Origin of the sequence: Lentzea sp. NPDC042327 (assembly GCF_040647275.1) — a bacterium.
Taxonomy (GTDB): Bacteria; Actinomycetota; Actinomycetes; order Mycobacteriales; family Pseudonocardiaceae; genus Lentzea.
The window spans coordinates 220,500-245,965 of record NZ_JBEZBX010000009.1 but is presented as its reverse complement, the minus strand read 5'-3'; the positions used below and the strand labels follow the sequence as shown (position 1 = coordinate 245,965).

22 protein-coding genes are annotated in these 25,466 nt (G+C 70.7%); 14 read left to right on the top strand and 8 right to left on the bottom strand.

Annotated features, from left to right (window positions below):
• Positions 1 to 22 precede the first annotated feature (22 nt).
• Complete coding sequence (locus AB0A63_RS24240; protein ID WP_360395391.1) at positions 23 to 637, bottom strand: DUF305 domain-containing protein; 615 nt, start codon at positions 635 to 637, stop codon at positions 23 to 25.
• A gap of 4 nt (positions 638 to 641) precedes the next feature.
• Positions 642 to 1,391, bottom strand: a complete 750-nt coding sequence (locus AB0A63_RS24235) for a lytic polysaccharide monooxygenase (RefSeq protein ID WP_360395389.1) — start codon at positions 1,389 to 1,391, stop codon at positions 642 to 644.
• 324 nt (positions 1,392 to 1,715) lie between these two features.
• On the opposite strand from AB0A63_RS24235, the gene AB0A63_RS24230 reads away from it, so the two are divergent.
• From AB0A63_RS24230 to pip (AB0A63_RS24215), 4 genes are all read left to right on the top strand, one after another.
• Positions 1,716 to 2,123, top strand: coding sequence for a hypothetical protein (locus AB0A63_RS24230; protein ID WP_360395387.1), 408 nt, complete (start codon positions 1,716 to 1,718; stop codon positions 2,121 to 2,123).
• Positions 2,124 to 2,179: 56 nt separating this feature from the next.
• Positions 2,180 to 2,722 (top strand): DUF305 domain-containing protein, encoded by a 543-nt coding sequence (locus AB0A63_RS24225; protein WP_360395386.1) that lies wholly within the window; start codon positions 2,180 to 2,182, stop codon positions 2,720 to 2,722.
• 116 nt (positions 2,723 to 2,838) lie between these two features.
• The gene (pip, locus tag AB0A63_RS24220; protein WP_360395384.1) at positions 2,839 to 3,789 is read left to right on the top strand and encodes a prolyl aminopeptidase; all 951 of its coding nucleotides are present in this window, start codon (positions 2,839 to 2,841) and stop codon (positions 3,787 to 3,789) included.
• A complete protein-coding gene (pip, locus tag AB0A63_RS24215; protein WP_360395382.1) occupies positions 3,786 to 4,796 on the top strand; it encodes a prolyl aminopeptidase in 1,011 nt (336 codons plus the stop codon). The genes pip (AB0A63_RS24220) and pip (AB0A63_RS24215) overlap by 4 nt, the downstream gene beginning before the upstream one ends.
• Here pip (AB0A63_RS24215) and AB0A63_RS24210 read toward each other — a convergent pair.
• Both AB0A63_RS24210 and AB0A63_RS24205 read right to left on the bottom strand, forming a co-directional pair.
• Complete coding sequence (locus AB0A63_RS24210; protein ID WP_360395380.1) at positions 4,769 to 6,319, bottom strand: tannase/feruloyl esterase family alpha/beta hydrolase; 1,551 nt, start codon at positions 6,317 to 6,319, stop codon at positions 4,769 to 4,771. The genes pip (AB0A63_RS24215) and AB0A63_RS24210 overlap by 28 nt on opposite strands.
• A 119-nt stretch (positions 6,320 to 6,438) precedes the next feature.
• Complete coding sequence (locus tag AB0A63_RS24205) at positions 6,439 to 8,568, bottom strand: diguanylate cyclase (protein ID WP_360395378.1); 2,130 nt, start codon at positions 8,566 to 8,568, stop codon at positions 6,439 to 6,441.
• A gap of 695 nt (positions 8,569 to 9,263) precedes the next feature.
• Between AB0A63_RS24205 and AB0A63_RS24200 the strand changes: the two genes are divergently transcribed.
• The 3 genes from AB0A63_RS24200 (at position 9,264) to cobF (ending at position 11,183) form a co-directional block, all read left to right on the top strand.
• Positions 9,264 to 9,896, top strand: a complete 633-nt coding sequence (locus AB0A63_RS24200; protein WP_360395376.1) for a peptidylprolyl isomerase — start codon at positions 9,264 to 9,266, stop codon at positions 9,894 to 9,896.
• A 172-nt stretch (positions 9,897 to 10,068) separates the two neighbouring features.
• The gene (locus AB0A63_RS24195) at positions 10,069 to 10,413 is read left to right on the top strand and encodes a hypothetical protein (RefSeq protein WP_360395374.1); all 345 of its coding nucleotides are present in this window, start codon (positions 10,069 to 10,071) and stop codon (positions 10,411 to 10,413) included.
• A 26-nt stretch (positions 10,414 to 10,439) separates the two neighbouring features.
• On the top strand, positions 10,440 to 11,183 hold the full coding sequence (cobF, locus tag AB0A63_RS24190) for a precorrin-6A synthase (deacetylating) (protein WP_360395372.1): 744 nt from the start codon (positions 10,440 to 10,442) through the stop codon (positions 11,181 to 11,183).
• On the opposite strand, the gene AB0A63_RS24185 is transcribed toward cobF, so the two are convergent.
• Positions 11,180 to 11,707, bottom strand: coding sequence for a TetR family transcriptional regulator (locus AB0A63_RS24185; RefSeq protein WP_360395370.1), 528 nt, complete (start codon positions 11,705 to 11,707; stop codon positions 11,180 to 11,182). The two genes, cobF and AB0A63_RS24185, sit on opposite strands and share 4 nt — an antisense overlap.
• 91 nt (positions 11,708 to 11,798) lie before the next feature.
• On the opposite strand from AB0A63_RS24185, the gene AB0A63_RS24180 reads away from it, so the two are divergent.
• The 3 genes from AB0A63_RS24180 to AB0A63_RS24170 all read left to right on the top strand — a co-directional run bounded on the left by AB0A63_RS24180 (position 11,799) and on the right by AB0A63_RS24170 (position 15,484).
• A complete protein-coding gene (locus AB0A63_RS24180; RefSeq protein ID WP_360395368.1) occupies positions 11,799 to 12,617 on the top strand; it encodes an oxidoreductase in 819 nt (272 codons plus the stop codon).
• A gap of 39 nt (positions 12,618 to 12,656) precedes the next feature.
• Positions 12,657 to 13,547: a helix-turn-helix transcriptional regulator gene (locus AB0A63_RS24175; protein ID WP_360395366.1), complete on the top strand. Its 891-nt coding sequence runs from the start codon at positions 12,657 to 12,659 to the stop codon at positions 13,545 to 13,547.
• Between the two features lie 176 nt (positions 13,548 to 13,723).
• On the top strand, positions 13,724 to 15,484 hold the full coding sequence (locus AB0A63_RS24170; protein WP_360395364.1) for an alpha/beta hydrolase: 1,761 nt from the start codon (positions 13,724 to 13,726) through the stop codon (positions 15,482 to 15,484).
• Between the two features lie 99 nt (positions 15,485 to 15,583).
• On the opposite strand, the gene AB0A63_RS24165 is transcribed toward AB0A63_RS24170, so the two are convergent.
• The gene (locus tag AB0A63_RS24165; RefSeq protein WP_360395362.1) at positions 15,584 to 16,279 is read right to left on the bottom strand and encodes a protein phosphatase 2C domain-containing protein; all 696 of its coding nucleotides are present in this window, start codon (positions 16,277 to 16,279) and stop codon (positions 15,584 to 15,586) included.
• A 52-nt stretch (positions 16,280 to 16,331) separates the two neighbouring features.
• Here AB0A63_RS24165 and AB0A63_RS24160 point away from each other — a divergent pair, with 52 nt between their 5' ends.
• A complete protein-coding gene (locus tag AB0A63_RS24160; RefSeq protein WP_360395360.1) occupies positions 16,332 to 17,744 on the top strand; it encodes an N-6 DNA methylase in 1,413 nt (470 codons plus the stop codon).
• A gap of 163 nt (positions 17,745 to 17,907) precedes the next feature.
• On the top strand, positions 17,908 to 18,828 hold the full coding sequence (locus AB0A63_RS24155) for a serine/threonine-protein kinase (protein WP_360395358.1): 921 nt from the start codon (positions 17,908 to 17,910) through the stop codon (positions 18,826 to 18,828).
• A 229-nt stretch (positions 18,829 to 19,057) separates the two neighbouring features.
• Here AB0A63_RS24155 and AB0A63_RS24150 read toward each other — a convergent pair whose 3' ends face one another.
• Positions 19,058 to 20,137, bottom strand: a complete 1,080-nt coding sequence (locus AB0A63_RS24150; RefSeq protein ID WP_360395356.1) for an AlkA N-terminal domain-containing protein — start codon at positions 20,135 to 20,137, stop codon at positions 19,058 to 19,060.
• A gap of 141 nt (positions 20,138 to 20,278) precedes the next feature.
• Entirely contained in the window at positions 20,279 to 20,992 is a 714-nt protein-coding gene (locus AB0A63_RS24145; RefSeq protein WP_360395354.1) for a response regulator transcription factor, read from the bottom strand.
• Between the two features lie 204 nt (positions 20,993 to 21,196).
• Between AB0A63_RS24145 and AB0A63_RS24140 the strand changes: the two genes are divergently transcribed.
• Together AB0A63_RS24140 and AB0A63_RS24135 are read left to right on the top strand one after the other, a co-directional pair.
• Positions 21,197 to 23,602 (top strand): tetratricopeptide repeat protein, encoded by a 2,406-nt coding sequence (locus tag AB0A63_RS24140; RefSeq protein WP_360395352.1) that lies wholly within the window; start codon positions 21,197 to 21,199, stop codon positions 23,600 to 23,602.
• Between the two features lie 178 nt (positions 23,603 to 23,780).
• Positions 23,781 to 25,406, top strand: a complete 1,626-nt coding sequence (locus tag AB0A63_RS24135) for a glycosyl hydrolase family 18 protein (protein ID WP_360395350.1) — start codon at positions 23,781 to 23,783, stop codon at positions 25,404 to 25,406.
• Positions 25,407 to 25,466 lie beyond the last annotated feature (60 nt).

The following is a 25,466-nucleotide window of genomic DNA, read 5'->3' as shown; positions in this document are numbered from 1 at the left end:
CCGCTGACCGGACGCTGACCGGCTACTGCCCGTTGATCAACGTCAGCATCTGCTGGATCTGACCGGACCGCGAGTCCCGCACGCGCTGGGCGTAGGCGGTGGTCTCCGGGTTGGAGCCGTCCTTCAGCTCCGTCTGCGCCATCTCGACGGCGCCACCCTGGTGGCCGGTCATCAGGTTGAGGTAGGCGAGGTCGAACTCCTCCTTGCTCCTGTCCTTGACCTCGGCGATGACCTTGGCGTCGAGCAGCGGCATGCCGCCGTGGGCGGCGTGCACGTTCGGGTCGCTCGACGGCTGCTCCGGCTTGCCCCAGAGCTTCAGCCAGCCCTTGAGCATCTCCAGCTCCTCGCGCTGGGTCACGTCGACCGCGCCGGCGAGCTCCTTGACCTTCGGCGCGGTGGCCATGGCCTTCGCCACCACCGCGAGGTCGATGCCCTGTTGCAGGTGGGCGACCATCATCTGCGCGAACATGACGTCCGCGTCGTTGAACCTCGCGGTGGCAGCGGGAGGTGGTGCGGTGGAGGTCGCCGCACCGTGCCCGTGGCCCTGCTGGTGTTGCTGCTGGGCCTCCGGCACGGCGGCACCTCCACCGCACCCCGCCAGCGCCAGGACCGCGACCGCGATCACCAGGCGCCTCATCGGATCAGATCTTCTCCCACAACGCGACCGCGTTCGGCGGCTCCCAGCCGGTCAGCGCGGTGTGCGCCTGCCGGCAGCGGTACGTCGAGCCGCCGTAGGTGACCTGGGCACCCGCGGCGTAGGACGTGTTCGCGGCCCACGTGCCACCCGCGGGCGGCTGCGTGGTCGGCGGGGTCGTGGTGGGCGGGGTGGTCGTCGGCGGCTGCGTCGTCGGCGGCGTGGTGGTGGGCGGCGGGGTGCCGCCACCGTTCACGTTGACGTCGATGCAGGAGTAGAACGCGGCGCCGGTGTCGGCGATGTTCCAGATGGCGAAGATCTTCTGGCGGCCGGAGAAGCCGCTCAGGTTGATCGTGTGCCGCACCGGGTCGGCCGGAGCCGCGTTGTTGCCGTTGACGTACCCGACGCGCGAGCCGTTGATGTAGTACTCGTAGTCGCGCGTGCGGTGGCGGGCGGTGAACGTCCAGCTCACCGTCAGGCTGGTGCCGGTGCTGGTGGCCCGCCAGCCCTTGCTGTCGTCGTTGAGCTCGTCGAAGTCGCCGCGCGCTCCGTTGCAGTTCATCAGGCCCTTGGGGCCTTCTGCGCTCTGCGGCTCGTACGTGGGCGCACCGCAGGGAACGGTCTTCTGCGCACACTGCGCCGACCGGCTCGGCGGTGACGACACGTACCCGTGCGCACTGGCCGAACCGACGGGCGTGACGAGCACGATTGCGGGGACCGCGGCCATGACGAGCGCCGCTTTCCTGGTGAGTTTCATTCTTCCGAACTCCTTGGATCGTTCCCAGGCGGGGTGGACCCCCGTTGCAGGGGCGGGAACCGACGGCGTTTCTGATCGCTCGCCGATCAAGTATCGGTGTGGTCTAGACCATAAACCGACGTTTCGAAAGTGGTCAAGGAGTCACCCGGAGCGAAGTTCGACGAGTTCCGCACCAGCCGGTCCACCGGGACAACTGGTCCTGTCAGCCGAGTAAGTCGCCTCCGGACGGGGAATCCCCGCGTCATGCGTGATTTCGACCAGCCCTCCCGAGCCAGTGGCCCCGGCGTCGTCGTCGACGGACCCGCAGGTGCCCCAACGGTCCTCGTGATCGATCCAGCGGGCGAGGCCCCGCACGAGGGCATCCCCGCCACCTGGCGCCCGTTCACCGACACCCTGCGCGTGGTGTGGCTGCGCGTCCCCGCCGCACCCGAGTGGAAGTCCACAGTGGACAAGGTGCTCGCCGCCCACCACGACGACGACGCGCCGGTGCGCCTCGACGTGGTGTGCAGCGGACCCCTCGCCGCCGACGTCGTCGACCTGGTGGGCCGGCACGAGCACCTCGTGAACTCGGTCCTGCTGGTGGACCCGGAGACCGAGGTCACCGCGCCGTTCGCCCGTGTCATCGCGCGCAGCGACGACAGCGCCGACGACCGCATCCCCGCACCGCTGCCCCTCGGCCACCCCGACGTGGTGTCCGCGGTGACCGAGCAGCTCGGCCAGCGGAACTTCTGAACCGGGCAGAACGCCCCTCCGTATGCCTCGGCAGGGAACCGAGGACGGGAGGCTTCATGCGTGCGCGTCTGCTCATCGTGGTGCTGGGGCTGCTGGCACTGACGGGCTGTTCGGCGTTCGGCGGGGGCGGCTCCGGCGAACCGGCGGCCAACGAGGCGGATGCGACGTTCTCGTTGCGCATGATCCCCCACCACCGGCAGACGATCGAGATCTCGAAGCTCGCCGTCGAACGCTCCAAGGACTCCTTCGTCGTCGACGTGGCCGACCGGATCGCCGCCGCGGAGGCGGGTGAGATCGAGCAGATGTCGACCTACCTGCGCACGTGGAACATCCAGGTCCCCGGCGACGCCCCCCACGAGACGCACAAGATGGCGGGCATGATGACCGCCAAGGACGTCGAGGCGCTCAAGACCGCGCAGGGCACCCAGTTCGACACGCTCTACCTGGCCACGTTGTCCCGCCACCTGCGCAGCGGCGTGGACATGGCGAAGGACGCCCAGGCGAAGGGCGTGCACGTGGGCTCGAAGGCGTTGGCCGGCAAGATCATCGTGTCGCAGACCGAGGTGCTGGACCAGATCGGCGCCCGGCAGAAGTCCTGACGCGGCCGCACCGGTGGCGGGTCCCCTCTCGAAGGGCGGCGGACCCGCCACCGCGTCGTGCGCGGGGCAGCGGAAAACCACGGGCCCTCCCCCGTTCCCGGCAATAGCCTGACCGCATGCACCCCCATCCAGAGCCCTACGACCAGGGCCTCCTCGACGTGGGCGACGGCAACCGCGTCCACTGGGAGATCAGCGGAAACCCGGACGGCAAACCCGCCGTGGTCTTCCACGGCGGCCCCGGTGCCCCCGGGAACAGCGCCCGCTGGCGCCGCGACTTCGACCCGGAGCACTGGAAGCTCGTCATCTGGCACCAGCGCGGCTGCGGCAACAGCACCCCGCACGCCGGCGACCCCGCCACGAGCATGGAGCACAACACCACCCAGCACCTCATCGACGACGCCGAGAAGCTCCGCGACCACCTCGGCATCGACAGGTGGCTGATCATCGGCGGTTCCTGGGGTTCCACGCTGGCGCTCGCCTACGCCGAGCAGCACCCCGAGCGGGTCAGCGAGCTGGTCATCGCCGCGGTCACCACGTCCCGGCCGCAGGAGCACGCGTGGATCACCCGTGGCCTCAGCCTGTTCTTCCCCGACCACTTCGAGCGGTTCCTCGACGGCGTCCCCGAGGAGGACCGCGACGGCAACCTCGCCCTCGCCTACAACAGGCTGCTCAACTCCGACGACCCCGATACCCGCGCGAAAGCCGCCCACGACTGGAGCAAGTGGGACCTCGCCACGGTCACCGGCGGCGACAACGACTTCACCGGCACGCCCTACGAGGACCCGCTCTTCCGCTACACGACGGCACGGGTGGTCACGCACTACTGGGGCAACGAGGCGTTCCTCGAACCGGACCACGTCCTGGACAACCTCCACCGCCTGCACGGCATCCCCGGCGTGCTCATCCACGGCCGCAACGACCTCGGCGGGCCGCTGTGGACCGCGTGGGAGGTGGCGAAGAGGTGGCCGGACGCCGAGCTGGTGGTCCTCGGTGACGCCGGGCACCAGGCGAAGGAGGGCGGCAGCATGAGCGAGGCGATCGCCGCGGCCGTCGAGAAGTTCCGGTGACCGGGGACTGGCTGGACGTCGGTGACGGGCAGCGGATCCACTACGAGGTCAGCGGAAACCCGGCGGGCAAGCCCGCGGTCGTGTTCCACGGCGGTCCCGGCAGCGGGCTGAACCGGCGGTGGCGCGAGGACTTCGACCCCGAGCACTGGCTGCTGGTGCTGTGGGACCAGCGGGGCTGCGGCAAGAGCACCCCGCACGCCGGTGACCCCGCCACGAGCATGGAGCACAACACCACCCAGCACCTCATCGACGACGCCGAGAAGCTCCGAGAACACCTCGGCATCGACAAGTGGCTGATCGCCGGGGCCTCCTGGGGGTCGACGCTCGCGCTGGCGTACGCGATCCAGCACCCGCACCGGGTCAGCGAGCTCATCATCAGCGCGGTCACCACGTCCCGGCCGCAGGAGCACGCGTGGCTCACCCGCGGGGCCCGGTTGTTCTTCCCCGACCTGTTCGCGGAGTTCCAGCGCGGGGTGCCGGAGGAGGAACGGAACGGCAACCTGGCCGTCGCCTACAACAGGCTCCTCAACTCCGACGATCCCGATACCCGCGCGAAAGCCGCCCACGACTGGAACAGGTGGGACCTCGCGCTCATGGCCGGTGGTGCGACGGACTTCGCCGGCACGCGGTACGAGGACCCGCTGACGTCGTACACGCTCGCCCGGATCATCACGCACTACTGGGGCAACGAGGCGTTCCTCGAACCGGACCACGTCCTGGACAACCTCCATCGCCTGCACGGCATCCCGGGCGTGCTCATCCACGGCCGGTACGACTTCGGCGGCCCGCCGGAGAACGCCTGGGAGGTCGCCCAGCGGTGGCCCGACGCCGAGCTCGTGTTCGTCGGCGACGCGGGCCACCAGTCCACGCGCAGCACGGACGCCGCTTTGACGGCGGCCATCGCAAAGTTCCTCCAACCCTGCTTCCGCCGGCATCTGCAAGTTGGTGGTACTTGCAGATGCCTTGCCAGCAGCGGGGGTCAGGGGGCGACGGGGCCGGAGCGGTAGAGGCCTTCGCCGGCCCACAGGATGCGGTCGCGCAGCACGGGGCCCGGCGCCGGCACGAAGTTCGCGGCGTCGTCGGTGCTGCCGGTGCCGTCGTACACGGCGCGGGCCGGATAGGGGAACACGGGACGGGTGCGGGTCACGGCACCGGAGCCGTCCCGTCCCTCCGCGACCACCTTCACCGGTGCCGCACCGCCCTCCACCCACCGCACCAGCGCGGGGAACGGGTCGAAGTCGGTCAGCTCGTCACCGCGCGCGCAGTGGTGCAGCGAGGGCACGACGAACAGGCGGGCCCAGTCCTGCGTCCGGCCGCCGGTCAGCCGCTGCCAGTAGTCCAGCGTGCCCTGCACCGGGATGCCGGGGTCTGCGGCGCCGTGCCAGACGACCAGCTTGCCGCCCGCACGCCGGAACTCCCGCAGGTCCAGCGACATCGCGTTCGCCTTCACCGCCTCCCGTGCCACGCGGTGCAGCTCGCGCACGGTGAACTCGAACGAGTCCACAGAGGAGTGTGGCTGTCCGATGGGGTAGACGAGGTTCTTCAGCGCGTCGTCGGCGAGCTCACCGGAGATCGAGTGGCCGTCGACCGGGTTGGTCCAGTACTTCCAGCCCAGCTCCGAGCCGTACGACTGACCACCGGGGTAGAGCCGGACACCGCCGTCGGACGGGCCCGCGTAGAGCCGGCGGGCGCGGGCGATCTCGTCGTCGGTCAGCTGACCGGCGAGCACGGCCGGGTCGAAGCGGCACAGCCGCGGCTCGTCGAGCTGGCCGTCCACCAGCCCGTCGAGACCGTCGCACGCGCGCAGCACGGCGGCGTGCAGCAGGTCGATCTTGTCGTTCGGGATGGCGTTGCGGGTGATCCACGCCTGGTAGCCCACGAGCGCCCCGAAGTAGCCGGCCGGCGCGCCGGCGACGATGCCGTCGAAGTCGTGCGGGTAGCGCTGGGCGAGCTGCAACGCCTGGCGGCCGCCGTTCGAGCAGCCGGTGAAGTACGACTTCGCCGGTGCGACGCCGTAGAAGCTCCGCACGAGCACCTTCGACACCCGTGCCAGCACGTGCGGTGCGCGGAAGAAGAAGTCGTCGCGCGCCTGCTGGTCCGACCGCGCCCACGTCGTGTCCGTGGGGTCCTCCGGCGGCGTCCGGTGGCCCGCGTCGGTGGTCGCGACCGCCGCGTCGCCGAACGCCGGACCGCACTGGGGGAACTTCGCCGGCTCCAGGAACCCGCAGAACCCGCCGCACCCGTACTGGACGTACCGGCCGCGGTAGGTCCGGGTGGGCAGCTTCAGCTGGAACCGGACGTCCGGCTCGATCGTGCCCCGCACGTCGCAGAACTCCGGCACTCTGCCCGCGGCCGGCACGACCACGGCCGACTCGACCCGCGTCCGCGCGTCCGGCACCGGGTACGAGCGCACCAGCGCCGCGCACGACCGCACCGGCCGGGTCGGTCCGCCCGACGACGAGGCGGCGGGCACCGTTCCCGCCACGACCGTGAGCACGGCGACGAGCGCCGCCAGCGACTTGCGGACCATGCGATCTTCCCCCTGGTTCGAACCAGGTGAAGTCTCGCACCTGTCCGGTGTGGTTCCGGAGGTGTTGGGCAGGATCCGGCTCGGCCGAACGGATGATCTCGCGCACGAACCGCCGCGGGTCAGGGCCGGAAGTCGGCGGGGAAGCCGGCCTCCTGCACGGACAGACCGGAGGGGCGCAGCGTTCCGATGCTGCCCTGCGTGTGCAGGTCGAGGAACATGTCCACGACGTCCGGGTCGAACTGTTCGCCGCGCCCTGCCCAGAGTTCCCGCCGCGCACGGTTCTCGTCCAGCGCGGTCTGGTGTGGACGGTTCGACCGCATCGCCGCCCAGGCGACGCACACCGAGAGGATGCGCGCCTCGGCCCGGATGTCCGCGCCCTTCAGGCCGTCGGGGTAGCCGGTGCCGTCGTAGCGCTCGTGCTGCTGGCGGATCACGTGCGCGACGCCCGCGAACCCCGGCACCATCCGCGCGAGCCGGTAGCCGAAGTCCGGGTGCTGGCGCAGCAGCCGCCACTCCTCCTCCGACAACGCGCCCGGCTTGGTCAGCACGACCTCCGGGATGATGATCTTGCCGATGTCGTGCAGCCGGCCGGCCAGCTGGGCGACCCTGGTCGTGGGTGCGTCGAGGCCGAACTCCCCGGCGGCCACCCCGGCCCAGCGCGACACGGACCGGCTGTGGTCGTAGCGGTGCAGCCAGCCGTCCACGCGGTCGGCGACCTGGCAGAGGAACTCCGCCATCGCGCCGTCGGTGTCCGGGTCGACGGCGGGCAGCGGCTCGGGGCCGACCGCGATCCGGTTGCGGCCTGCGGCCTTCGCCGCGTACAGCGCGCGGTCGGCGATCACCACGATGTCGTCGGGGCCGTCGCCGTGCGTCGGGAAGCTCGCCGAGCCCACCGACACCGTGACCGACAGCGGGATGTCGTCGTTGCCCGCGTTGACCGGGATGGGTTTCTCCGCAACGCGTTCGCGCAGCCGGTTCGCGATCACCGAGAGCCGGTTGGGGCCCGCGTCCGGGACGAGCAGGGCGAACTCCTCACCGCCGTAGCGCGCGAGCACCTCCCCCGACCTCGACGCCGCGCGCAACCGGGCGGCGACCTCCATCAGCACGTCGTCACCGGCCGGGTGGCCGTAGTTGTCGTTGATCGACTTGAACCGGTCGACGTCGATGATGAACACCGCGACCGACCCGTCGTTGCGACGTGCCCGCGAGATCTCCAGCGGCAGCTGCGCCTCGAAGAACCGGCGGGTGTGCAGGCCGGTGAGGCTGTCGGTGATCGCGAGCTTGCGCTGGTCGGCGACCAGGCCCGCGAGCCGCGCGATGATCAGCAGCGACAGCAGCGCGCTGCCCGCCGCGATCACCACCACGTCCTGCGACGACTCGCCGACGTCGTGCACCAGCATCAGCACCGGCGCGGCCAGCGCGGCCGACGACAGCGCGATGATCCGGCCGCGGCTCAGGCCGACGTCCTTCATGTGCGCGCGGTCCACGAGCCGCGCCATCGTCGGGTGCAGAGCGGCGGCACCGATGCACAGGTTCGCCGAGAGCCAGATGGCGTCGAGGAAGTTGCCCGCGTGGTAGCTGCCGTCGAGGCGTTGCAGCACGTAGATCGTGTCCGCGGTGAGGATGCCCAGCAGGTTCGCCGTCAGCAGCACGAACGCGCGCGGCCGCGGTCCGGCACCGAAGATCAGCCGCAGGGCCACGACGAACAGCGCGAGGTCCATCATCGGGTAGCCGAGCGAGGCGAGCTTGACCAGCGCCGGCGAGGTGAGCCGGGCCTGCGGGCCGATGACGTAGAGCCAGGACGCCATGCCGGCCACCACGGCGAGCACGGCGGCGTCGAGCAGGCTCGGCAGGTCCAGCCCCGGTGTGCGGCGGCGGATCAGCATGATCACGCCGGCCACCATCAGCGGGTAGTGGCCCAGGTAGAGGACGTCCGCGTACGACGGGTAGAGCGTGTACCGGAAGATGTAGTGCGAGGCGTAGAACGTGAGGTCGGCCAGCGCGTAGACGACCTGGCTCAGTGCGAGGAGCACCCACGGGCGCCGCCACTGCGGCCGGTTGCGGCGGACGCCGGCGAACATGGCGATCGCGGCCGAGGCGGAGATCGTGCAGTACAGCACCACGCGCACCGTCTGCCCCGTTGTGCCAGCCGGGCTCACCGGGATGAGGTAGTAGACCCCCAGCAGCAGGTGACCTGCCACCAGGTACATCCACCACGCTCCGGTCCGGCCGGCACGGAAGATGGTCACACGAGACCCCTCGTTCTGCGACTTGGTCGGGCCAGGTGATGATGCCCGACTCCTCATGACCGCGGCACCGCCGTTACTCCGATGAGGTGACCAACCAATACGAGTCCGACGTTACCGCAAATCACTGTTCTGTTTTCCGCGCGAATGAAATCCCAGCACCGTCGCGGCAGCCGGCGAGCCGGCTCACCCAATCCGCCCCACGAGTTCGTCCGACAGCGTGACGACGGCGGTTCCGGTCCGTCGCCGGTTCCCGCCCACGGGTGGACCGCGCCGATTTTCGCACGACTTTTGGCTGCTCGGCGGGGATTCGGGCACCTTTCCCCGTTCGACCACGCGCTGTGCCCGTGCCCTCCACCTGTTGGCGGACACCCGAGGGGCGCAACGGGGGTCTCCCGTGCCCGGTGCCGTCACGACTTTCCACCTGACTTGACGCACGGCGTTTCGCGCGAGTTCCGGAACCTTCGTCGTTGACCGTTGCTGGGTTTTGAAATCCGGTTACCGCGGCAGTAGCGCGATATCGTTATCGGGGCAGCCCTTCACCTGCACGGCTCCGGGTTTCTGCCTCTTCGGCCAGTGCGTGCGGGGAGCGGCTCGCAACAGTGCTATGGACGCACCGGGCAGCGGTGCCGCGGGAGCTGCCCAAGGCGCCGTCGAGGTGCTGACAAGGCGTGGAGCCGGGACTACGGTCGGCGGCCATGAGGCTACTGCTCGCCGTCCTGATGATGGTCGTCCTCGCCCCCGCCACCGCACACGCGGCACCGCCGACCGCGCGCTGCGAGTTCATCCCCACGCCGGAGAACCCGGCCGCCCGCCCGGTGCAGCCACCGCCGTCGACGGTCCCGGCCCGCGGCACCGTGAAGGTCACCATCGTGACGAACTACGGCGTCGTGGTCGCGAAGCTGGACCGCGCCACCGCGCCGTGCGGGGTGGCGAACTTCGCGCACCTGGCGCGGAGCTGGTTCTACACGATGACGCAGTGCTGGCGGCTGACGGACACCGCGCGGCTGGGCGTGCTGCAATGCGGTGACATCCACCGGGCGGAGGAGGGCGGTCCCGGCTACCGGTTCGCCGACGAGGTCAGCGGTGCGGAGACCTACCCGCGCGGCACCATCGCATACGGCAACCAGGGGCCGGGCACCAACGGCAGCGAGTTCTTCATCGTGCACTCTTTCGCGAACATCAAGCCGGTCTACACGGTGCTGGGCCACGTCGTGTCCGGCATGGACACCCTGGACCGGATCGTGGCGGCCGGGATCGTGCCGCAGCCGGACGGAACGCTCGACGGCGCACCGAAGAAGCCGGTGCGGATCATCCACGTGGCCGCCTGACCGCGTTTCGCGATCGGGGTCAACGGTCAACCTCGTTCCCCTGCCTGTGATCCCGGTCGCCCCGCGGACCGAAAATCCCTGCTGGGCCCGTTCGCTCGACTGAACGGCGGTTGTACCGATCAGTAACGTCCGATTGGTACAACCATTCGCCCAGCAACGGAGGAGCCGCGGAGTGCTCACCGAGTTCGACCGCACCGGTGACGCGTTCCGCACCGCCGCGCAGACGTTGGACTACCGCCGTTTCCTGATGATCGTCGAGGACGAGCTCGGCTACTCCGGCGCACTGCAGCTCGTGCTCGACGAGTCCGCGTCAGGCGAGAAACTGGTGGTGCGCCTGGAAGAGGGCCGCGCACCCGACCCGGCCACGAGCCGGCGCACCCTGCTCGCCCGCTACGCAGAGGTGGCGGCCGCCGTGGAACAGGACCGCCCGCTCACCGTGCGCGTGGAGAACGTCGGCCTGGCCGACTTCACCCGCACCCGCGGCAAACTCGTCGCGGTCGTCGACCGGCGCGGATGATCCCACCTCTGGTCTAGGGTGTCGTGGTGCGAAAGATCCTGGTCATCGGCATCGGCGCGGGCAACCCCGACCACCTCACCCTGCAGGCCGTGAAGGCCCTGCGGACGGTCGACGTGTTCTTCGTGCTCGACAAGGGTGCCGTCAAACAGGAGCTGGTCGACCTCCGCCAGTCCATTGTGGCCGAACACGCGACGGGCCCCTACCGCGTCCTCGAAGGCCGCGACCCCGACCGCGACCGCACCCCCGACAACTACGTGCAGACGATCGAGGCCTGGCGCCGCGACCGCGCCGACGTCTGCGCAGCCCTCCTCGACCAGCTCGGCGACGACGAGGTCGGCGCGTTCCTGGTGTGGGGCGACCCCTCCCTGTACGACTCGACCCTCGCGATCCTCGACGACCTCCTGGCCCGCGGCCTGGAGTTCACCGTCGAGGTCGTCCCCGGCGTCACCTCCGTGGCCGCGCTGACCGCCGGCCACCGCGTGGCGCTGAACCAGGTCGGCCGCCCCGTGCAGATCACCACCGGCCGCCGCCTGTCCGAGGGCTGGCCCGCCGACGTCGACGACGTGGCCGTGATGCTGGACGCGAAGTACTCCTTCGAGGGCGTCGACCCCGACACGTGGATCTACTGGGGGGCGTACCTGGGGATGCCCGACGAGGTCCTGGTGTCCGGGCGGGTCGGGGACGTGGCCGCCGAGATCCGCGCGGTGCGGGAGGAAGCCCGTGCGCGCAAGGGGTGGATCATGGACACCTACCTGCTGCGCAGGGGCTAGCCGGCGATCAGCTTCGCGACCGCCCGCTCGACCAGCTCCCGGCTCGCCACCGGCGTGGAGAACGCCAGGATCGACATGTGCACGGTCAGCGCGAGCAGCTCCTCGGCCCCGAACTCCCCCGGCAGCACCCCGCGCTCCTGCGCCTCGGCGATCGCGGCCACCTTCGCCACGTGCGCCTCCCCCTCGGCCCGGGAGATCGCCTCGAACCCGTTCTCCAGCCGGTGGTACCCGGCGAGGCTGAGCAGCTCGGGCTGACGCGCGTACGTCTCGAACAACCGCCCCGCGTACCCCGGCAGGTCGTCCGGCGTGATGGGGACGGCCTCGACCACGGCCGCGATCTGGATCTTCAGGACCTCCTCGAACAGGTCCTCCTTGCTGCCGAAGTAGGCGTAGATCATCGCCTTGTTGCACCCGGCACCGGCGGCAATGCGGTCGACGCGCGCGCCGGCGATGCCGTGCGCCGCGAACTCGGTCAGCGCCGCCGCCAGCAGCTTCGCCTTGGTTGCTTCCCTGTCCCTCACCACGGACCGATTCTAACCAACCAGTTGGTTGACAGTCGACCGCGACCGTGGTTGCCTGGAGTTAGCAACCAACCGGTTAGTTAGGAGCGCGGACATGAAGGTCGCACTGGTCACGGGCGCGTCGTCGGGCATCGGCGAGGCGACGGCGCTGGCATTGCACGAGGCGGGCTACGCGGTCTACGCCGCGGCACGACGGGTCGAGCGGATGGACGGGCTTGCCGAGCGCGGCATCGAGGTGGTGCGGATGGACGTCACCGAGGACGCGTCGATGGTCGCCGGGGTCGAGCGGGTGGTCGCGGAGACCGGGCGGATCGACCTGCTCGTCAACAACGCCGGCTACGGGTCGTACGGGGCGTTCGAGGACGTGCCGCTCGCCGAGGGGCGGTACCAGTTCGAGGTCAACGTGTTCGGGCTGGCGCGGTTGGTGCAGCTGGTCGTGCCGCACATGCGGGAGGCGGGCAGCGGGCGGATCGTGAACGTGTCGTCGATCGGCGGGCGGATCTACGAGCCACTGGGCGGGTGGTACCACTCGACGAAGTTCGCGGTGGAGGGGTTGAGCGACTCGCTGCGGCTGGAGCTCAAGCCGTTCGGGATCGACGTCGTGGTGATCCAGCCGGGTGCGATCAAGACCGAGTGGGGCGGCATCGCGGTGGACAACCTCCGCAGGACGTCCGGGCAGGGGGCCTACCGCAAGCAGGCCGAGGCGCTCGCGGCGTTCTTCTCACAGGTCGAACGCGGGTCGGAACCGGAGGTGATCGCGGACGTCATCGTCAGGGCCGCTCGGGCGCGCAGGCCCAGGACCCGGTACGCGGCGGGGTTCGGTGCGCGGCCGATCCTGTTCGCCCGCAGGGTGTTGCCCGACCGGGCGTTCGACGCGCTCTTCCTCGGTGCGCTCAACCGGGCCGCCGCCTGATCGCAGCAGGTACCTTCGGTTCAGACCGGAGGGAGCGGTGTGCGCGGGGGTTTGTCGGCGGAGGCCGAACGGCTGTACCTGGCGTTGTTGCGCGGCGGCAGGGCGGATCCCGGTGCGGCGCTGGAGGAGCTCGAACGGCTCGGGCTCACCCGCGGTGGGCACGTGCGGCCGCCGCGGTCGGCGTTGACGGCGATCGCCTCCGAGCACGAGGTCGCCGCCCAGCGGGCCAGGGAGACCGCGGAGGTGCTGGCGCGGGCCTACGCCGGGCGGGGCGGGCTGGACGCGGACTTCGTCGAGGTGCTCAGGGACGCGGACGAGGTGATCACCGCGTTCGAGGAGATGCAGAGCCAGGCCAAGACCGAGGTGCGGGCGCTCGACCCCGGTTCGTACCTGAGCCCGCAGCCGGAGGCGAGTCCCGCGCAGCCGCCGGCGCTGGCCCGCGGGGTCTCCTACCGGGTGGTCTACGACTCGTCGCTCTTGCAGGACCCGCAGGGGTTCGCGTCGGTGCAGGAGAGCATCGCGGTCGGCGAGCAGGCGCGGGCGTTCCCCGGGGTGCCGTTGAAGCTCGTCGTGGCGGACTCGGACCGGGCGTTGATCGCCGTGCCGACGGTGACGGGCGCGAACGTCGTCGCCCTGCTCATTCACCCGTCCGTGCTGCTGAGCGCGCTGATCGAGCTGTTCGAGGCGTTCTGGCGGATGGGCGTGCCGGTCACGGCCGGCGGGCAGGACAGCGTCGGTGGCGAGCCGACGCTGGCGACGCACCGGTTGTTGTCACTGCTCAGCGCGGGCCTGACGGACGAGTCGATCGCGCGGGAGCTCGGCGTCAGCGACCGGACGGTGCACCGGCGCGTGAGCCGGCTGCAGCAGTTGCTGGGGGCGCAGACGCGGTTCCAGCTCGGGGTGCAGGCGTCACGGCGCGGCTGGCTTTGATCACAACGGGTTAGCGTGCGGCAGTCGTTCATCACTCTGTGGCACTCTTTGGTGACGGATTCCAGACATGGCGACTTTCTGCCATCACCCAGACGTGTTAAACGGCGTTGAAAACCTTTCTCCTCCTCTGAAGGCACGGGCTCATCAGGCCGTGCGGGGGCAGGAAGGGATCGACAGTGACGAAGACTCTCAGAGTCGCGTTGGCCGGGGCGCTCGCCGTCTCGAGCCTCGCGCTCTCACCGGGGGCGCAGGCCGCACCGAAGGCGGACCCGGACACGGCGGCGCTCGCGGGCGCGCTGACCACCCAGACGATCAAGTGGGAGGAGTGCACCTTCCCCGGCGTCGCGGAGGAGACGGTCGCGCGGTTCAAGACCGTCAAGGGGCTCGCGTGCGCCACGGTCAAGGTGCCGCGCGACTGGCACAACCCGCAGGACGGCAACACGATCGACCTGAGGGTCTCGAAGACCGAGACCGCCTACAAGGGCACCGCCCGCCAGGGCATCGCGCTGGTCAACCCCGGTGGCCCCGGCGGCTCCGGCCTGCCGTGGGGTGCGGCGATGGCCCTGCGTGCACCGGTTCTGGCGAGCCAGTACGACTTCATCGGGTTCGACCCGCGCGGCGTCGGCCTGTCCACGCCGCTCAAGTGCTCCTACACGGTCCCGAGCTCGACCGACGAGGACGTGCTGAACCGCGCGAAGGTCGCCGGCTGCCTGGAGAACCCGCTCACGCAGTTCATCACCACCGAGCAGACCGCGTACGACATGGACTTCATCCGGGTGCTGCTCGGGGAGAAGAAGACCTCGTACATCGGCTACTCCTACGGCACGTGGCTGGGCACCTGGTACGCCACGGTGTTCCCGGGCAAGGTGCACCGCTTCCTGCTCGACTCGGCCGTCGACGCCTCGCAGACCACGCTCGAGAAGACGTGGGACCTGCAGCCGCGCAGCCGTGACCGGCAGTTCCAGGAGGCGCTGCTGCCGTACGTGGCGCGCAACAACGCGATCTACGAGGCGGGCACCGACCCGTTCGAGATCCGCAAGAACTGGGAGAAGGCGGGCGGCACGCGCGACTTCCTCGGCCAGCTGTTCACCGCCTGGTTCATCATCCCGGCGATGTACGACACCAGCCAGTACGAGGTCGCGGCCTCCGCGGTGGCGACCGTGGCCGGCACGGTGACCGAGGGCACCACCGCCCAGCGCGTCGAGGCGCTCGTCGCGAAGATGCTGGCGCGTCCGGGTCTGTCGCCGGAGAACGCCGAGTTCATCGCGAAGGCCAAGGCGAACGCGCTCGCGGCCATCGAGAAGAAGGAGCGCGTCGCGGTCAAGTCCACGACGGCCGCCGCCGAGGTCGAGACCTGGGACGCGACGTTCGAGGCGATCCGCTGCCAGGACGGCCAGTGGAACCAGAACCTGCAGTACTGGAACTACTGGAAGGCCGACCTGACCGTGAACGCGCCGTTCATCGCGCCGTTCATGAGCACGCCGCTGTGCGCGTACTGGCAGACCAAGAACTCGAAGCCCGCGCCGGACAAGAAGACCTTCCCGCGCGTGCTGCTGGCGCAGAGCGAGCTGGACGCGGCGACGCCGTACGAGGGTGGCGTGTCCACCACGAAGGCGCTGCCGGGCGCGAAGCTGATCAGCGTCGACAACGAGGGCTCGCACGGCCTGTTCCCGTACAACACGGACTGCGTCGACGACCCGATCACGTTCTACTTCCAGACCGGTGCCACGCCGCGCAAGCAGTTCACGGGCTGCCAGGCGCTGCCGCTGCCGGGGGAGACCGAGACGTTCCAGGTGGGCGGCACGCTCTCCAACGGCAAGGTGAAGATCAAGATGATCACGCCGGCCGTGAAGAAGGCCAACAAGATCGTGAAGGACCTGCTGAGCTCGTCGTCCACCGCGCAGGCGGACGAGTCGGGCATGCCGTCGAACCTCTGACGGTCTGAGCTGCGGTCGTGGCCCCCGGGAAAGCTTCCCGGGGGCCACTTCTGCTTTGCGGCGCTTGGTCCTCGGCGCTTGGTCCTCGGCGCTTGCTTTCTAGCGCTGCCACCACTTCTTGCGGACGACGTCGACGATGACGCACGAGATGTTGTCCGGGCCGCCGTTGCCGTTGGCCAGCGCGACGAGCTGCCAGGCGGCCTCCGTGCCGTCCTCTGTGGACTGCAGGATCTCGTGCACGTCGCCCAGGTCGGTGTAGTCGGTGAGACCGTCGCTGCACAGCAGGTAGCGGTCGTCGAGGTGCGCCTGGTGCCAGGACAGGTCCGGGTCGTGCGAGTTGCCGGACTGCAGGGCCCGCAGCACGAACGCGCGGCGCGGGTGCCCGGCGGCCTCCTCCGGCGTCAGCCGGCCGGCGTCGACGAGGGCCTGCACCATGGTGTGGTCGTGGGAGAGCTGGCGCAACTCGCCCTCCCTCAGCACGTACGCGCGGGAGTCGCCGATGTGGGCCAGCTGGAACGCCAAGCCCTCCCAGCGGATCGCCGTCAGCGTGGTGCCGGTGCCCTGCGGGGCCTCCTCGTCGAGCCGGCGCGCGATCTCGCTGACGGCCGGGCCGAGGTCGCCCTGCCAGTGCGCCAGAACGTCCACCGCGATTGCACTGGCGAGCTCGCCGTGCTCGTGGCCGCCCATCCCGTCGGCCACCGCCTGCAGGTCCGCGCGGACGTACACCGAGTCCTCGTTCTGCTCACGGACCAGCCCCGGATCGGTGGCCACGGCGATGCGCAGCTCGTGTGTCATGCCACCAGTAGATCACTTGTGAAGTCACTTCACAAGCAATACGGTTGTGAACATGGATGAGACGGTCAACGCCGGTGACATCGCGCGTCTGGCAGACGTGGGCCGCGCGGCCGTGTCGAACTGGCGGCGCCGGTTCGACGACTTCCCGGTGCCGGTCGGTGGTACGGCCTCCAGTCCGTTGTACCTGCTGCGCGACGTGGAGGCATGGTTGCGGCGCAACGGCAAGCCGTTCCGCGTCTCCCCTGCCGAGCGCCTCTGGACCCAGCTGCGCACCGTCGACGACCTGAAGCTCGGTTCGGCGCTGCTGGCCGTGGAGGCGGACGCGGTGACGTTCGAGTACCTGCACGAGCGGTACGCGGCCGCCCACTCCCGCCTGCTGAACCCGACGCCGCCGGAGATCGCGCGGCTGATGGTCTCGCTGACCGAAGCTCACGACGGCACGGTGACCGACCCGGCGTGCGGCACCGGTTCGTTGCTGAAGCTGGCCGGTGCGCGCCGCAAGGTGGGCCAGGAGCTCGACCCGGTGCTGGCCGCGATCGCGCGCCGCCGCCTGCCGGACGCCTACGTCGTGGACGGCGACTCGTTGCGCCACAACGGGATCGTCGAGAAGGCGGATGCCGTGCTGTGCGACCCGCCGTGGCACGACCGCGCGTGGGGTCACGAGGAGCTGATCGGTGACCCGCGCTGGACGCACGGCCAGCCGCCGCGCGGTGAACCCGAGCTGGCCTGGGCGCAGCACTGCCTGTCGCTGGCCAGGCCGGGCGCGCCCGTCGCGATCCTGATGCCGTCCGCCGCGGCTTCCCGCCGGGCCGGCAAACGCGTGCGCGGCAACCTCCTGCGCGCCGGCGCCGTGACCGCGGTGATCACCGTCCAGCCGGGCCGCGACCTGTGGCTGCTGCGCCACCCGCACCCGAGCGACCGCGCACCCGAGCACGTGACGCTGCTCGACTCCCCCGACTCGGTCGACCGCCCGGAGTCGCTCGATCCGAACACGCGCGTGCTCGACCTCCTCGACGACGACGTCGACCTGAGCCCCGGCCGCCTGCGGGGCCAGCACGGCCGCGCCTACGTGGAGACCCGCGCGAAGTACTCGATGCCCGAGCCGCCGGAACTGCACGACCGCGTCCTGCCGCCGATGACGACCATCGGCGACCTGCTCCGGGCGGCCCCCGGCCCGCACGTCGTCACGTCCCCGACCGGCGCGACCTACGAGATCGACCCGGCCCGCCTCGACCCGGACTACCTGACCGGCCTGCTCCGCGCCGCGCTCGCCCGCACCCCCACCGGCTCGACGCGCCTGGACGTCCGCCGCACCCAGGTCCCGTCGCTGCCGCTGGACGAACAACGACGCTATGGCCGCGCGTTCGTGCAGCTCAGGGACCTGGAGGACAGCCTGGAGGGCGCTGCGGAGCTGGTCCGTTTGGGATACAACGGGTTGCTCGGCGGCCAGATCGGACCTGCGTAGGGCGCACGGCGATGAGCACGCACCGTGACCCCAATTCACCCGATCGAGATGTCCGGATTCGCGGTCTCGCCCGCCTCGCTGACGAGGAAGCGCGCGGGACAGGCGACCGGGACCCGCACGCGAACCGGAACAGCCCGTCGCCGGCGGCGGTTAGGCTGCGCCGGTGCTGATCGCCGACCGCTACGAGATCGACGACCTGCCGCTGGGCCGGGGAGGCATGGGCGCCGTGCACCGCGGCCGCGACCTGCGCCTGGATCGCCGCGTGGCGGTCAAGCTCCTGCAACTGCCCGGGAGCGACGAGGAGGTCCAGCAGCGCTTCGCACGCGAAGCGCGCATCGTGGCGAAGCTCGAACACCCCGGCGTCCCGGTGCTCTACGACTTCGGCACGTATGACCAGCGCCTGTTCCAGGTGATGCAGTTCGTTGACGGCGTCACCATCGCCGACCTGGTCGACGAGTTCGGCCCCCTGCCCGAACCGTGGGCCGCCAACATCGCCGCCCAGACCGCCGCCGTGCTGGCCGCGGCCCACGACCGCGGCATCTGCCACCGCGACCTCAAGCCCACGAACCTGATGCTCTGCCCCGACGGCGCCGTGAAGGTCCTCGACTTCGGCCTGGCCCTGCTGCGGGAGAGCGACGTGGCCCCGTTCAGCCGCGCCGGCCAGATCCTGGGCACCCCCTCGTACATGGCGCCCGAGCAGATCCAGCGCGGAGTCGCCGAGCCGCGCAGCGACCTGTACGCGCTGGGGTGCGTGCTGCACGAGATGCTGACCGGCGCACAGCTGTTCACCGGCCCGACGGCGTACGCGGTGTTCGAACGGCACGTGCGCGAGGTGCCGCGAGCCGTCGCGGGCGGGCTCAACGGGGTGGTGCAGCGGCTGCTGGCCAAGGAACCGGACGGGCGGCCGGGGTCGGCGCGGGAGGTTTTCGAGGCGCTGCAAGGGGTTTCGAGGGATGTGCCGGCGTTGCCGGGGTTCGTGGCGGAGGGGTCGACGGGGACGATGTACGCCAACGTGCAGCGGCGGTACGGGAACCGTGCGGTGGACGGCGGGGGCGCGCCTCGGGTGGCGGGGGTCAGGCAGTAGGCGGCTACGCAAGGCCGTGGGCCCGCTAGGCGGTGGGCACGCGGCGAAGCGGGCACGCGGTGGGGCGGGCGCGCGGTGGGGTGCGCGGTGGAGCGGGCACGTGGTGGGGCGAGAAACGGGCCGTGTGCGGCAGGGGCCGAGGCATGGGTAGCGGGAACCGCGCCGTGAGCGGCGAAAACCAGGACGTGCGCGCGGAAGCCGCACTCCGGCGGTGCGAGCCGTGGCCGGATCACGACGGGATGCGGTTCACCTCGTGCTCCCCGGTGGCCCACAGGTGTTGCACCGCATAGGACCGCCAAGGCCGCCACTCCGCAGCCCGCCGGCTCAACGCCGCCGGAGTCACCGGCAACCCGAGTGACGCAGCCGCCAGCTTGATCCCGAGATCGGTCGGCAAGAAGGCGTCCGGGTCTCCCAGGGCGCGCATCGCGATGGACTCCACGGTCCACGGCCCGAAGCCGGGCAAAGCGTGCAGAGCCTCCCGGACGACGGTGGGGTCCGCGGACATCGACAGGTCCAAACCGGACTCCAGGGCACCGAGCAGCGCGGCCATGGTCGTGCGGCGGGAGGTCGGCACGGCCAGGGTCGCCGGGTCGAACGACAGGGGGAACAGGTGGAGGTCGGCGACCGGGGTGCCGAAGCGCTGGACCAGGCGGGCGGCGTGGGTGCGGGCCGCGGCGGTGGAGACCTGTTGGCCGAGGACGGCTCGGACGGCGAACTCGGCGCCGTCGACGGTGCGGGGGACGCGGCGGCCGGGGGCCTTGTGCACCAACGGTTCGAGGACCGGGTCCGCGGCCAGTGCGGTGTCGATGGCGGACGGGTCGGCGTCGAGGTCCAGCAGGAAGCGGCACAGGGCCACCGCTGCGGGCAGGTCGCGGACGTCGGTCAAGGCGAACACCGCTGCCACGTGGTCGGGGCGGGGGCTGAGTGCGGCGATTCCCGGGCCGTGCGGGAGGCGGAGGGTGCGGCGGTAGGTGTTGTCGCGCCACTCCTCCACGCCGGGGACGGCGGTGGCGATGAGGTGTCCGAAGAGGTTGTCGGGGAACAGCGGGGTGTGGAACGGCAGGCGGAGCGGGATCTGGTGCGGGAGTGCGGTGATGGCGGGCAGGGCGCGGCCGGCGGCGAACGCGGCGGAGAGGGTTCGGGCGTCGGCGCCCAGGGAGTCGACCAGTTGGGTGCGCAGATGGCTTGTGGTGCAACCCAGGTGGGACGCCAGTGCGCGGACGCCGGAGCGTTCGACGAAACCGTCGGCGAGCAGAAGTGTTGCGCGCTCGACGATGGACGCGCGGGCCGAGGGCGCGGAGTGGTGCATGTCCTCAATAGTGCCCGTGTGCGCCGTCGAATGCTGGCGGGAAGGGGACATCACCGCGACGGGGCCAACCGGGTGACCTGCTTCGCGATGCGATCAGGCCTGGATAGGCTGGTTGTCGCGCCGTTGCGACAGGGGTGGACTTCAGCAGGGAAGGGCGGCGTCGCGTGCGATGAGGGCGGCTTGGACGCGGTTGTCGCAGCGGAGTTTCGTCAGCAGTCGGCTGACGTGGGCCTTGATCGCCCCTTCCGACAGGTACATCAGCCGGGCGATGCGGGCGTTGGCCATGCCCTGGGCCAGGTACACCAGCACCTCCTGTTCGCGGCGGGTGAGCAGGCCGATGCGGCTGCGGGCGGCGTCGCGGCGGTCCGAGTCGGCGCCGGTGAAGTGGTCCACGAGGGCGCGGGTGGCGGACGGGGAGAGGACGGCTTCGCCCGCCGCCACGGCGCGGACGGCGGTCACGAGGGTGTCGGGGTCGCCGTTCCTGGGCAGGAAGCCCGCTGCTCCGGCGCGCAGTGCGGGGAACAGCAGCTCCTCGGTGGGCGGGGTGCAGAGCATGATCACCTGGGTGCCGGGGGCGTGCCTGCGGATCATGCGGACGGCGGTCAGGCCCTCCATGCCGGGCAGGGCGGCGTCCAGCAGCAGGACCTGCGGGCGGTGGCGGCGGGCCAGTTCGAGTGCGCCGGTGCCGTCGCTCGCCTCGCCGACCACGGCGATGGTGCCGGAGCGTTCCAGCACGCCGCGGACGCCGGTGCGGATCAGCACCTCGTCGTCGGCGATGCCGACGGTGGTCGTGCGCGGCTTGTTCACCAGTTGCAGCCCACCGTTCGTCCGCGAAGCACTCGTCGTCACCGTCATGCGTTCTCCCCGTCAGACCGGACCAGCCACCAGTTTGTTGCCGAACGAGGGTCGGGGGAAGGCAGGCATAACGAGCGCGGTGCGCACCGTCTCGCGCAGGCCGGGACGTAACGGGGTGCATGCACTCGAACAACCACCGCCACCTGCGGGAACACCGCCGCGAGACGGCACCGGGCTGCCGTTACGGCTGGAGGAGAGGCGCTCATGACCAGCACCGGACGGTGTGCCCTGTGCGCCGGCGCGCTGCCTCCCTCGACCTCGGAGCAGCGCAGGTCCTACTGCTCCAACGCCTGCCGCCAACGGGCTTACCGGCGGCGGGTGAGCTCGGCCGTGCGGGCGCCCGCCACCAGGCAGAAGCCTCGGGTGCTGGCGAACCTGCCCGCGGCGAGGGACGCGTTCGTCGGGCGGCAGCAGGAGCTGACGAAGCTCGACCAGCTCCTGCGCCGGCACCGTCTCGTTACGCTCGTGGGCAGTGCGGGTGCGGGCAAGACGCGGCTCGCGCTGGAGGTGGCGGGGCGGTTGCGGCGCGGGCGCACGGACCGGGTGCTGCTGGTCGAGCTGGGCCAGGTGACCGACGGTGGTGCCGTGCTGCCGGCCGTCGCGCACGCCCTGGGGGTCGAGCAGTCGGACGAGCCGTTGCGGGACACGGTGCTGGAAACGCTCGTGAACATGAGGGTGGTCGTCGTCCTCGACAACTGCGAGCACCTGCTCGACACGTGCGCGGAGCTGGCCGACCTGCTGCTGAACCGCTGTCCCGGTGTGCGGGTGCTCGCGACGAGCCGGGAGGCGCTGTGGATCAGCGGTGAGGTGAGCTTCCACGTGGAGGGCCTGCCGGTGCCGTCGACGGACCGCGACCTGGTCACGACGGCGGCGCCGCGGTCGGAGGCGGTGAAGCTGTTCGTCGAACGCGCACGCGAGCGCAAGCCGGACTTCCGCCTCACGCCGGAGAACACGGCGGCGGTCGCGCTGCTGTGCGCGCGGCTGGAGGGCATGCCGCTGGCGATCGAGCTGGCCGCGCGCTGGGTGCAGCTGCTGCCGGTGGCGGACATCTGCGACCGCGTGGACGAGCCGCTGGAGCTGCTGACGCTGGGCTGCCGCAAGTCGCCCGCGCGGCAGCGGTCGTTGCGGGAGGCGATCGACTGGAGCTACCGGTTGCTGCAGCCGGACGAGCAGTTCGTGCTGCGCAGGCTGAGCGTGTTCGACGGCGGGTTCGACCTGGCGGCGGCCACCGAGGTGTGTTCGACGGAACGGTCGGCGGAACCGGTGCTGGACGTGCTGTCCCGGTTGCAGGCCAAGTCGTTGCTGACCGCGGTGCCGGGCACGACGCGGTTCCGGCAGCTGGAGCCGGTTCGCCTGCACGCCAGGGAGAAGCTGGCCGTGGCGGGTGAGCTGGACGTCGCGTTCGAGGCGCTGGCGCGGTGGTTCACCGACCTGTCGGACGTGCTGATCACCGCGCCGCTGTCGATGCCGGCGGAGGTGCAGGACCGGCTCGACAACCACGTCGACAGCCTGCTCGGCACCGTCGAGTGGGCTGCGGACCGCGCTGACGAGCGGTTGTTGCTGCTCACCGCGGCGCTCGCCGACTGCGCTGCCCGGCGGGGGCGGCTCGGCCAGGCCAGGGCGCTGCTGCGGGACGCACTGCGGCGACCGTCCACAAGGGACGACTACCGGTGCGTGGCGCTCAACCACGCGGCCAGGTTCGCCGCCGAGCAGGGTGACCGCGACGAGGCCGTCGAGCTGTCCGGTGAGGCGTCGCGGCTGGTGCGCGGCATCGGTCACCCGGCGCTGGTGATGAGCTGCCGCAGCACGCTCGCGGCGGTGCAGCAGTCGAGCGGCGACTGGGAGGCGTCGGACGAGAACAACACCGAGTGCCTGCGCGTCGCGGAGCTGCTCGGTGAACCCCTTGCGCGCGCGACGTGCCTGGTCGACCTGGCGCGGACGGCGTTGTCGCTGGGCAAGCACGAACGCGCCGAGAAGGCGGTCATGAAGGCGTTGCCGATCTCGCGCACGTCGGGTGTGCCCGCGCGCATCGCCGGTGCCCTCACCACGCGGGGCGCCGTGGCGTTGGTGCAGGGCGATCTGGACGAGGCGGCGCACGCCTTCCGGGAGGCGCTGCGGATGGACGGCGTGAACCCGCTGAGCGCCCCGGACGCGTTGGAAGGCCTCGCCATAGCGGCGATGCTGCGCGGTCAGGCTGAGCGCGCGCTGCGGCTGGAAGCGACCGGGCGGGCGATGCGCCGGTCGGTCGGCGTTGTGCCGGACCCGTTCTGGGCCGAGAAGGTCGCCGGTGCGATGAACACCGCGCGGCTGATGCTGCCCACCCAGCGGGCCGATGAGGCCGCAACCCCTTTGACCCCGACCGAGATCGAGGCGTTCATCCAGGACGAGGTGTGGCTCGACCGCACGGAGGCCGCGCACGGCGAGCTGGACGACCACGAACGGCGTGTCGTCGCGCTGCTGTCGGCCGGACTGACGAACCAGCAGATCGCGAACCGGCTCAACGTGTCCGTCCGCACCGTGGCGGCCCGGTTGCAGCGCCTGCGGGACAAGCTCGGGCTGAGCAGCCGCGAGGACATCGCGGCGTGGGGCGCGGAACGCGCCATCGGCTGACCGGCCACCGGGCTGCGCAAAGGTTTGCGCGCATCGACCGACAGTAGGGCGTGGCGGCGGAAAAGGCTTCTGAACCGCATCAGCACTAGTCCGTTCGAGTGACGGCAGAGGTCTAGACCTTGACCTTCAAGTGGTCTAAACCACATCGTTCAGGCACCCCCTGCGACTGAGGAGACCGATGTCCAAGTTCCGATGGCATCTAGCTGCTCTCTTCGCGGCAGTAGCCGCGATGGTCCTCGGAATCGTCGTCGTGCCCGCCGCGAGCGGTGCCGGTGGCGTTTCCGCCACGTTCTCCAAGGGTTCGGACTGGGGAACGGGCTTCGAGGGCAAGTACACGATCACGAACAACAGCGCGGCGGCCCTGACGTCGTGGACCGTGGAGTTCACGCTCCCGGCCAACCACCGCGTGACCTCGCTGTGGGACGGCTCGTACACGACGAGCGGTCAGAACGTCACGGTCAAGAACACCTGGAACGGCAACATCGGTGCCGGCGGGTCGGTGAGCTTCGGCTTCAACGGCTCGTACACCGGCACGTTCGGTGCGCCGACGAACTGCAAGCTCAACGGCGGCTCGTGCGAGGCGGGCGGGACGAACCCGACCACCACGACCACGACCAGCACCACCACGAGCACGACGACCACCACCACGACCACCACGACGACGACCACCGGTCCGCCGCCGCCTCCCGGGAAGATCAACCTGGGCTACTTCACGGAGTGGGGTGTGTACCCGGCCCGCAACTACCAGGTGAAGAACATCGACACCTCGGGTTCGGCGTCGAAGCTCACGCACATCAACTACTCGTTCGGCAACGTGGTCGGCGGCAAGTGCACCATCGGTGAGGCCTTCCCCGCGATCGAGAAGGCGATGACCGCGGCGGAAGCCGTCGACGGCGTGGCCGACACGTGGGACCAGCCGGTGCGCGGCAACTTCAACCAGCTGATGAAGCTGAAGAAGAAGTACCCGCACCTCAAGGTGCTGTACTCGTTCGGCGGCTGGACCTGGTCCGGCGGCTTCGGTGAGGCGTCGCGGAACCTGCCCGCGTTCGTCGACTCCTGCTACAACCTGCTGAAGGACCCGCGCTGGGCCGGTCTGTTCGACGGCATCGACATCGACTGGGAGTACCCGAACGCGTGTGGCCTGTCGTGCGACACGAGCGGTGCGGCGGCGTTCAAGAACATGTCGCAGGCGCTGCGCACCAAGTTCGGCCAGAACTTCCTGGTGACCGCTGCGATCACGGCTGACGGCTCCGCCGGCGGCAAGATCGACGCGGCCGACTACGGCGGCGCGGCGCAGTACCTGAACTGGTACAACGTCATGACGTACGACTACTTCGGTGCGTGGGCGGCCCAGGGCCCGACGGCTCCGCACTCCCCGCTCACGTCGTACAACGGCATCCCGACCGCCGGGTTCAACTCCGAGGCCGCGATCTCGAAGCTGCGCTCGAAGGGCGTTCCGGCCAGCAAGCTCCTGCTCGGCATCGGCTTCTACGGCCGCGGCTGGACGGGCGTCACGCAGGCCACCCCCGGTGGCACGGCGACCGGCCCGGCTCCCGGCACGTTCGAGGCGGGCATCGAGGACTACAAGGTCCTGAAGACCAAGTGCCCCACCACCGGCACGATCGCCGGCACGGCCTACGCGTTCTGCAACGGCCAGTGGTGGAGCTACGACACCCCGCAGACGATCACCAGCAAGATCCAGTGGGCACGCGGCCAGGGTCTGGGCGGCGCGTTCTTCTGGGAGCTCACGGGTGACACCGCGAACGGAGAGTTGATCACCGCGATGAAGAACGCCCTCGGGTAGTCCTTCGACAACGCCGGGAGGGGAGCTGGTCAGCCCAGCTCCCCTTTCGTTTGCCCGGAA

Bases quoted from the DNA above. Each gene is read 5' to 3' on its own strand.
- AB0A63_RS24240 (WP_360395391.1), bottom strand. From the start codon at position 637: ATGAGGCGCCTGGTGATCGCGGTCGCGGTCCTGGCGCTGGCGGGGTGC.
- AB0A63_RS24235 (WP_360395389.1), bottom strand. From the start codon at position 1,391: ATGAAACTCACCAGGAAAGCGGCGCTCGTCATGGCCGCGGTCCCCGCA.
- AB0A63_RS24225 (WP_360395386.1), top strand. From the start codon at position 2,180: ATGCGTGCGCGTCTGCTCATCGTGGTGCTGGGGCTGCTGGCACTGACG.
- pip (WP_360395384.1), top strand. From the start codon at position 2,839: ATGCACCCCCATCCAGAGCCCTACGACCAGGGCCTCCTCGACGTGGGC.
- AB0A63_RS24210 (WP_360395380.1), bottom strand. From the start codon at position 6,319: ATGGTCCGCAAGTCGCTGGCGGCGCTCGTCGCCGTGCTCACGGTCGTG.
- AB0A63_RS24200 (WP_360395376.1), top strand. From the start codon at position 9,264: ATGAGGCTACTGCTCGCCGTCCTGATGATGGTCGTCCTCGCCCCCGCC.
- AB0A63_RS24180 (WP_360395368.1), top strand. From the start codon at position 11,799: ATGAAGGTCGCACTGGTCACGGGCGCGTCGTCGGGCATCGGCGAGGCG.
- AB0A63_RS24165 (WP_360395362.1), bottom strand. From the start codon at position 16,279: ATGACACACGAGCTGCGCATCGCCGTGGCCACCGATCCGGGGCTGGTC.
- AB0A63_RS24160 (WP_360395360.1), top strand. From the start codon at position 16,332: ATGGATGAGACGGTCAACGCCGGTGACATCGCGCGTCTGGCAGACGTG.
- AB0A63_RS24150 (WP_360395356.1), bottom strand. From the start codon at position 20,137: ATGCACCACTCCGCGCCCTCGGCCCGCGCGTCCATCGTCGAGCGCGCA.
- AB0A63_RS24145 (WP_360395354.1), bottom strand. From the start codon at position 20,992: ATGACGGTGACGACGAGTGCTTCGCGGACGAACGGTGGGCTGCAACTG.
- AB0A63_RS24140 (WP_360395352.1), top strand. From the start codon at position 21,197: ATGACCAGCACCGGACGGTGTGCCCTGTGCGCCGGCGCGCTGCCTCCC.
- AB0A63_RS24135 (WP_360395350.1), top strand. From the start codon at position 23,781: ATGTCCAAGTTCCGATGGCATCTAGCTGCTCTCTTCGCGGCAGTAGCC.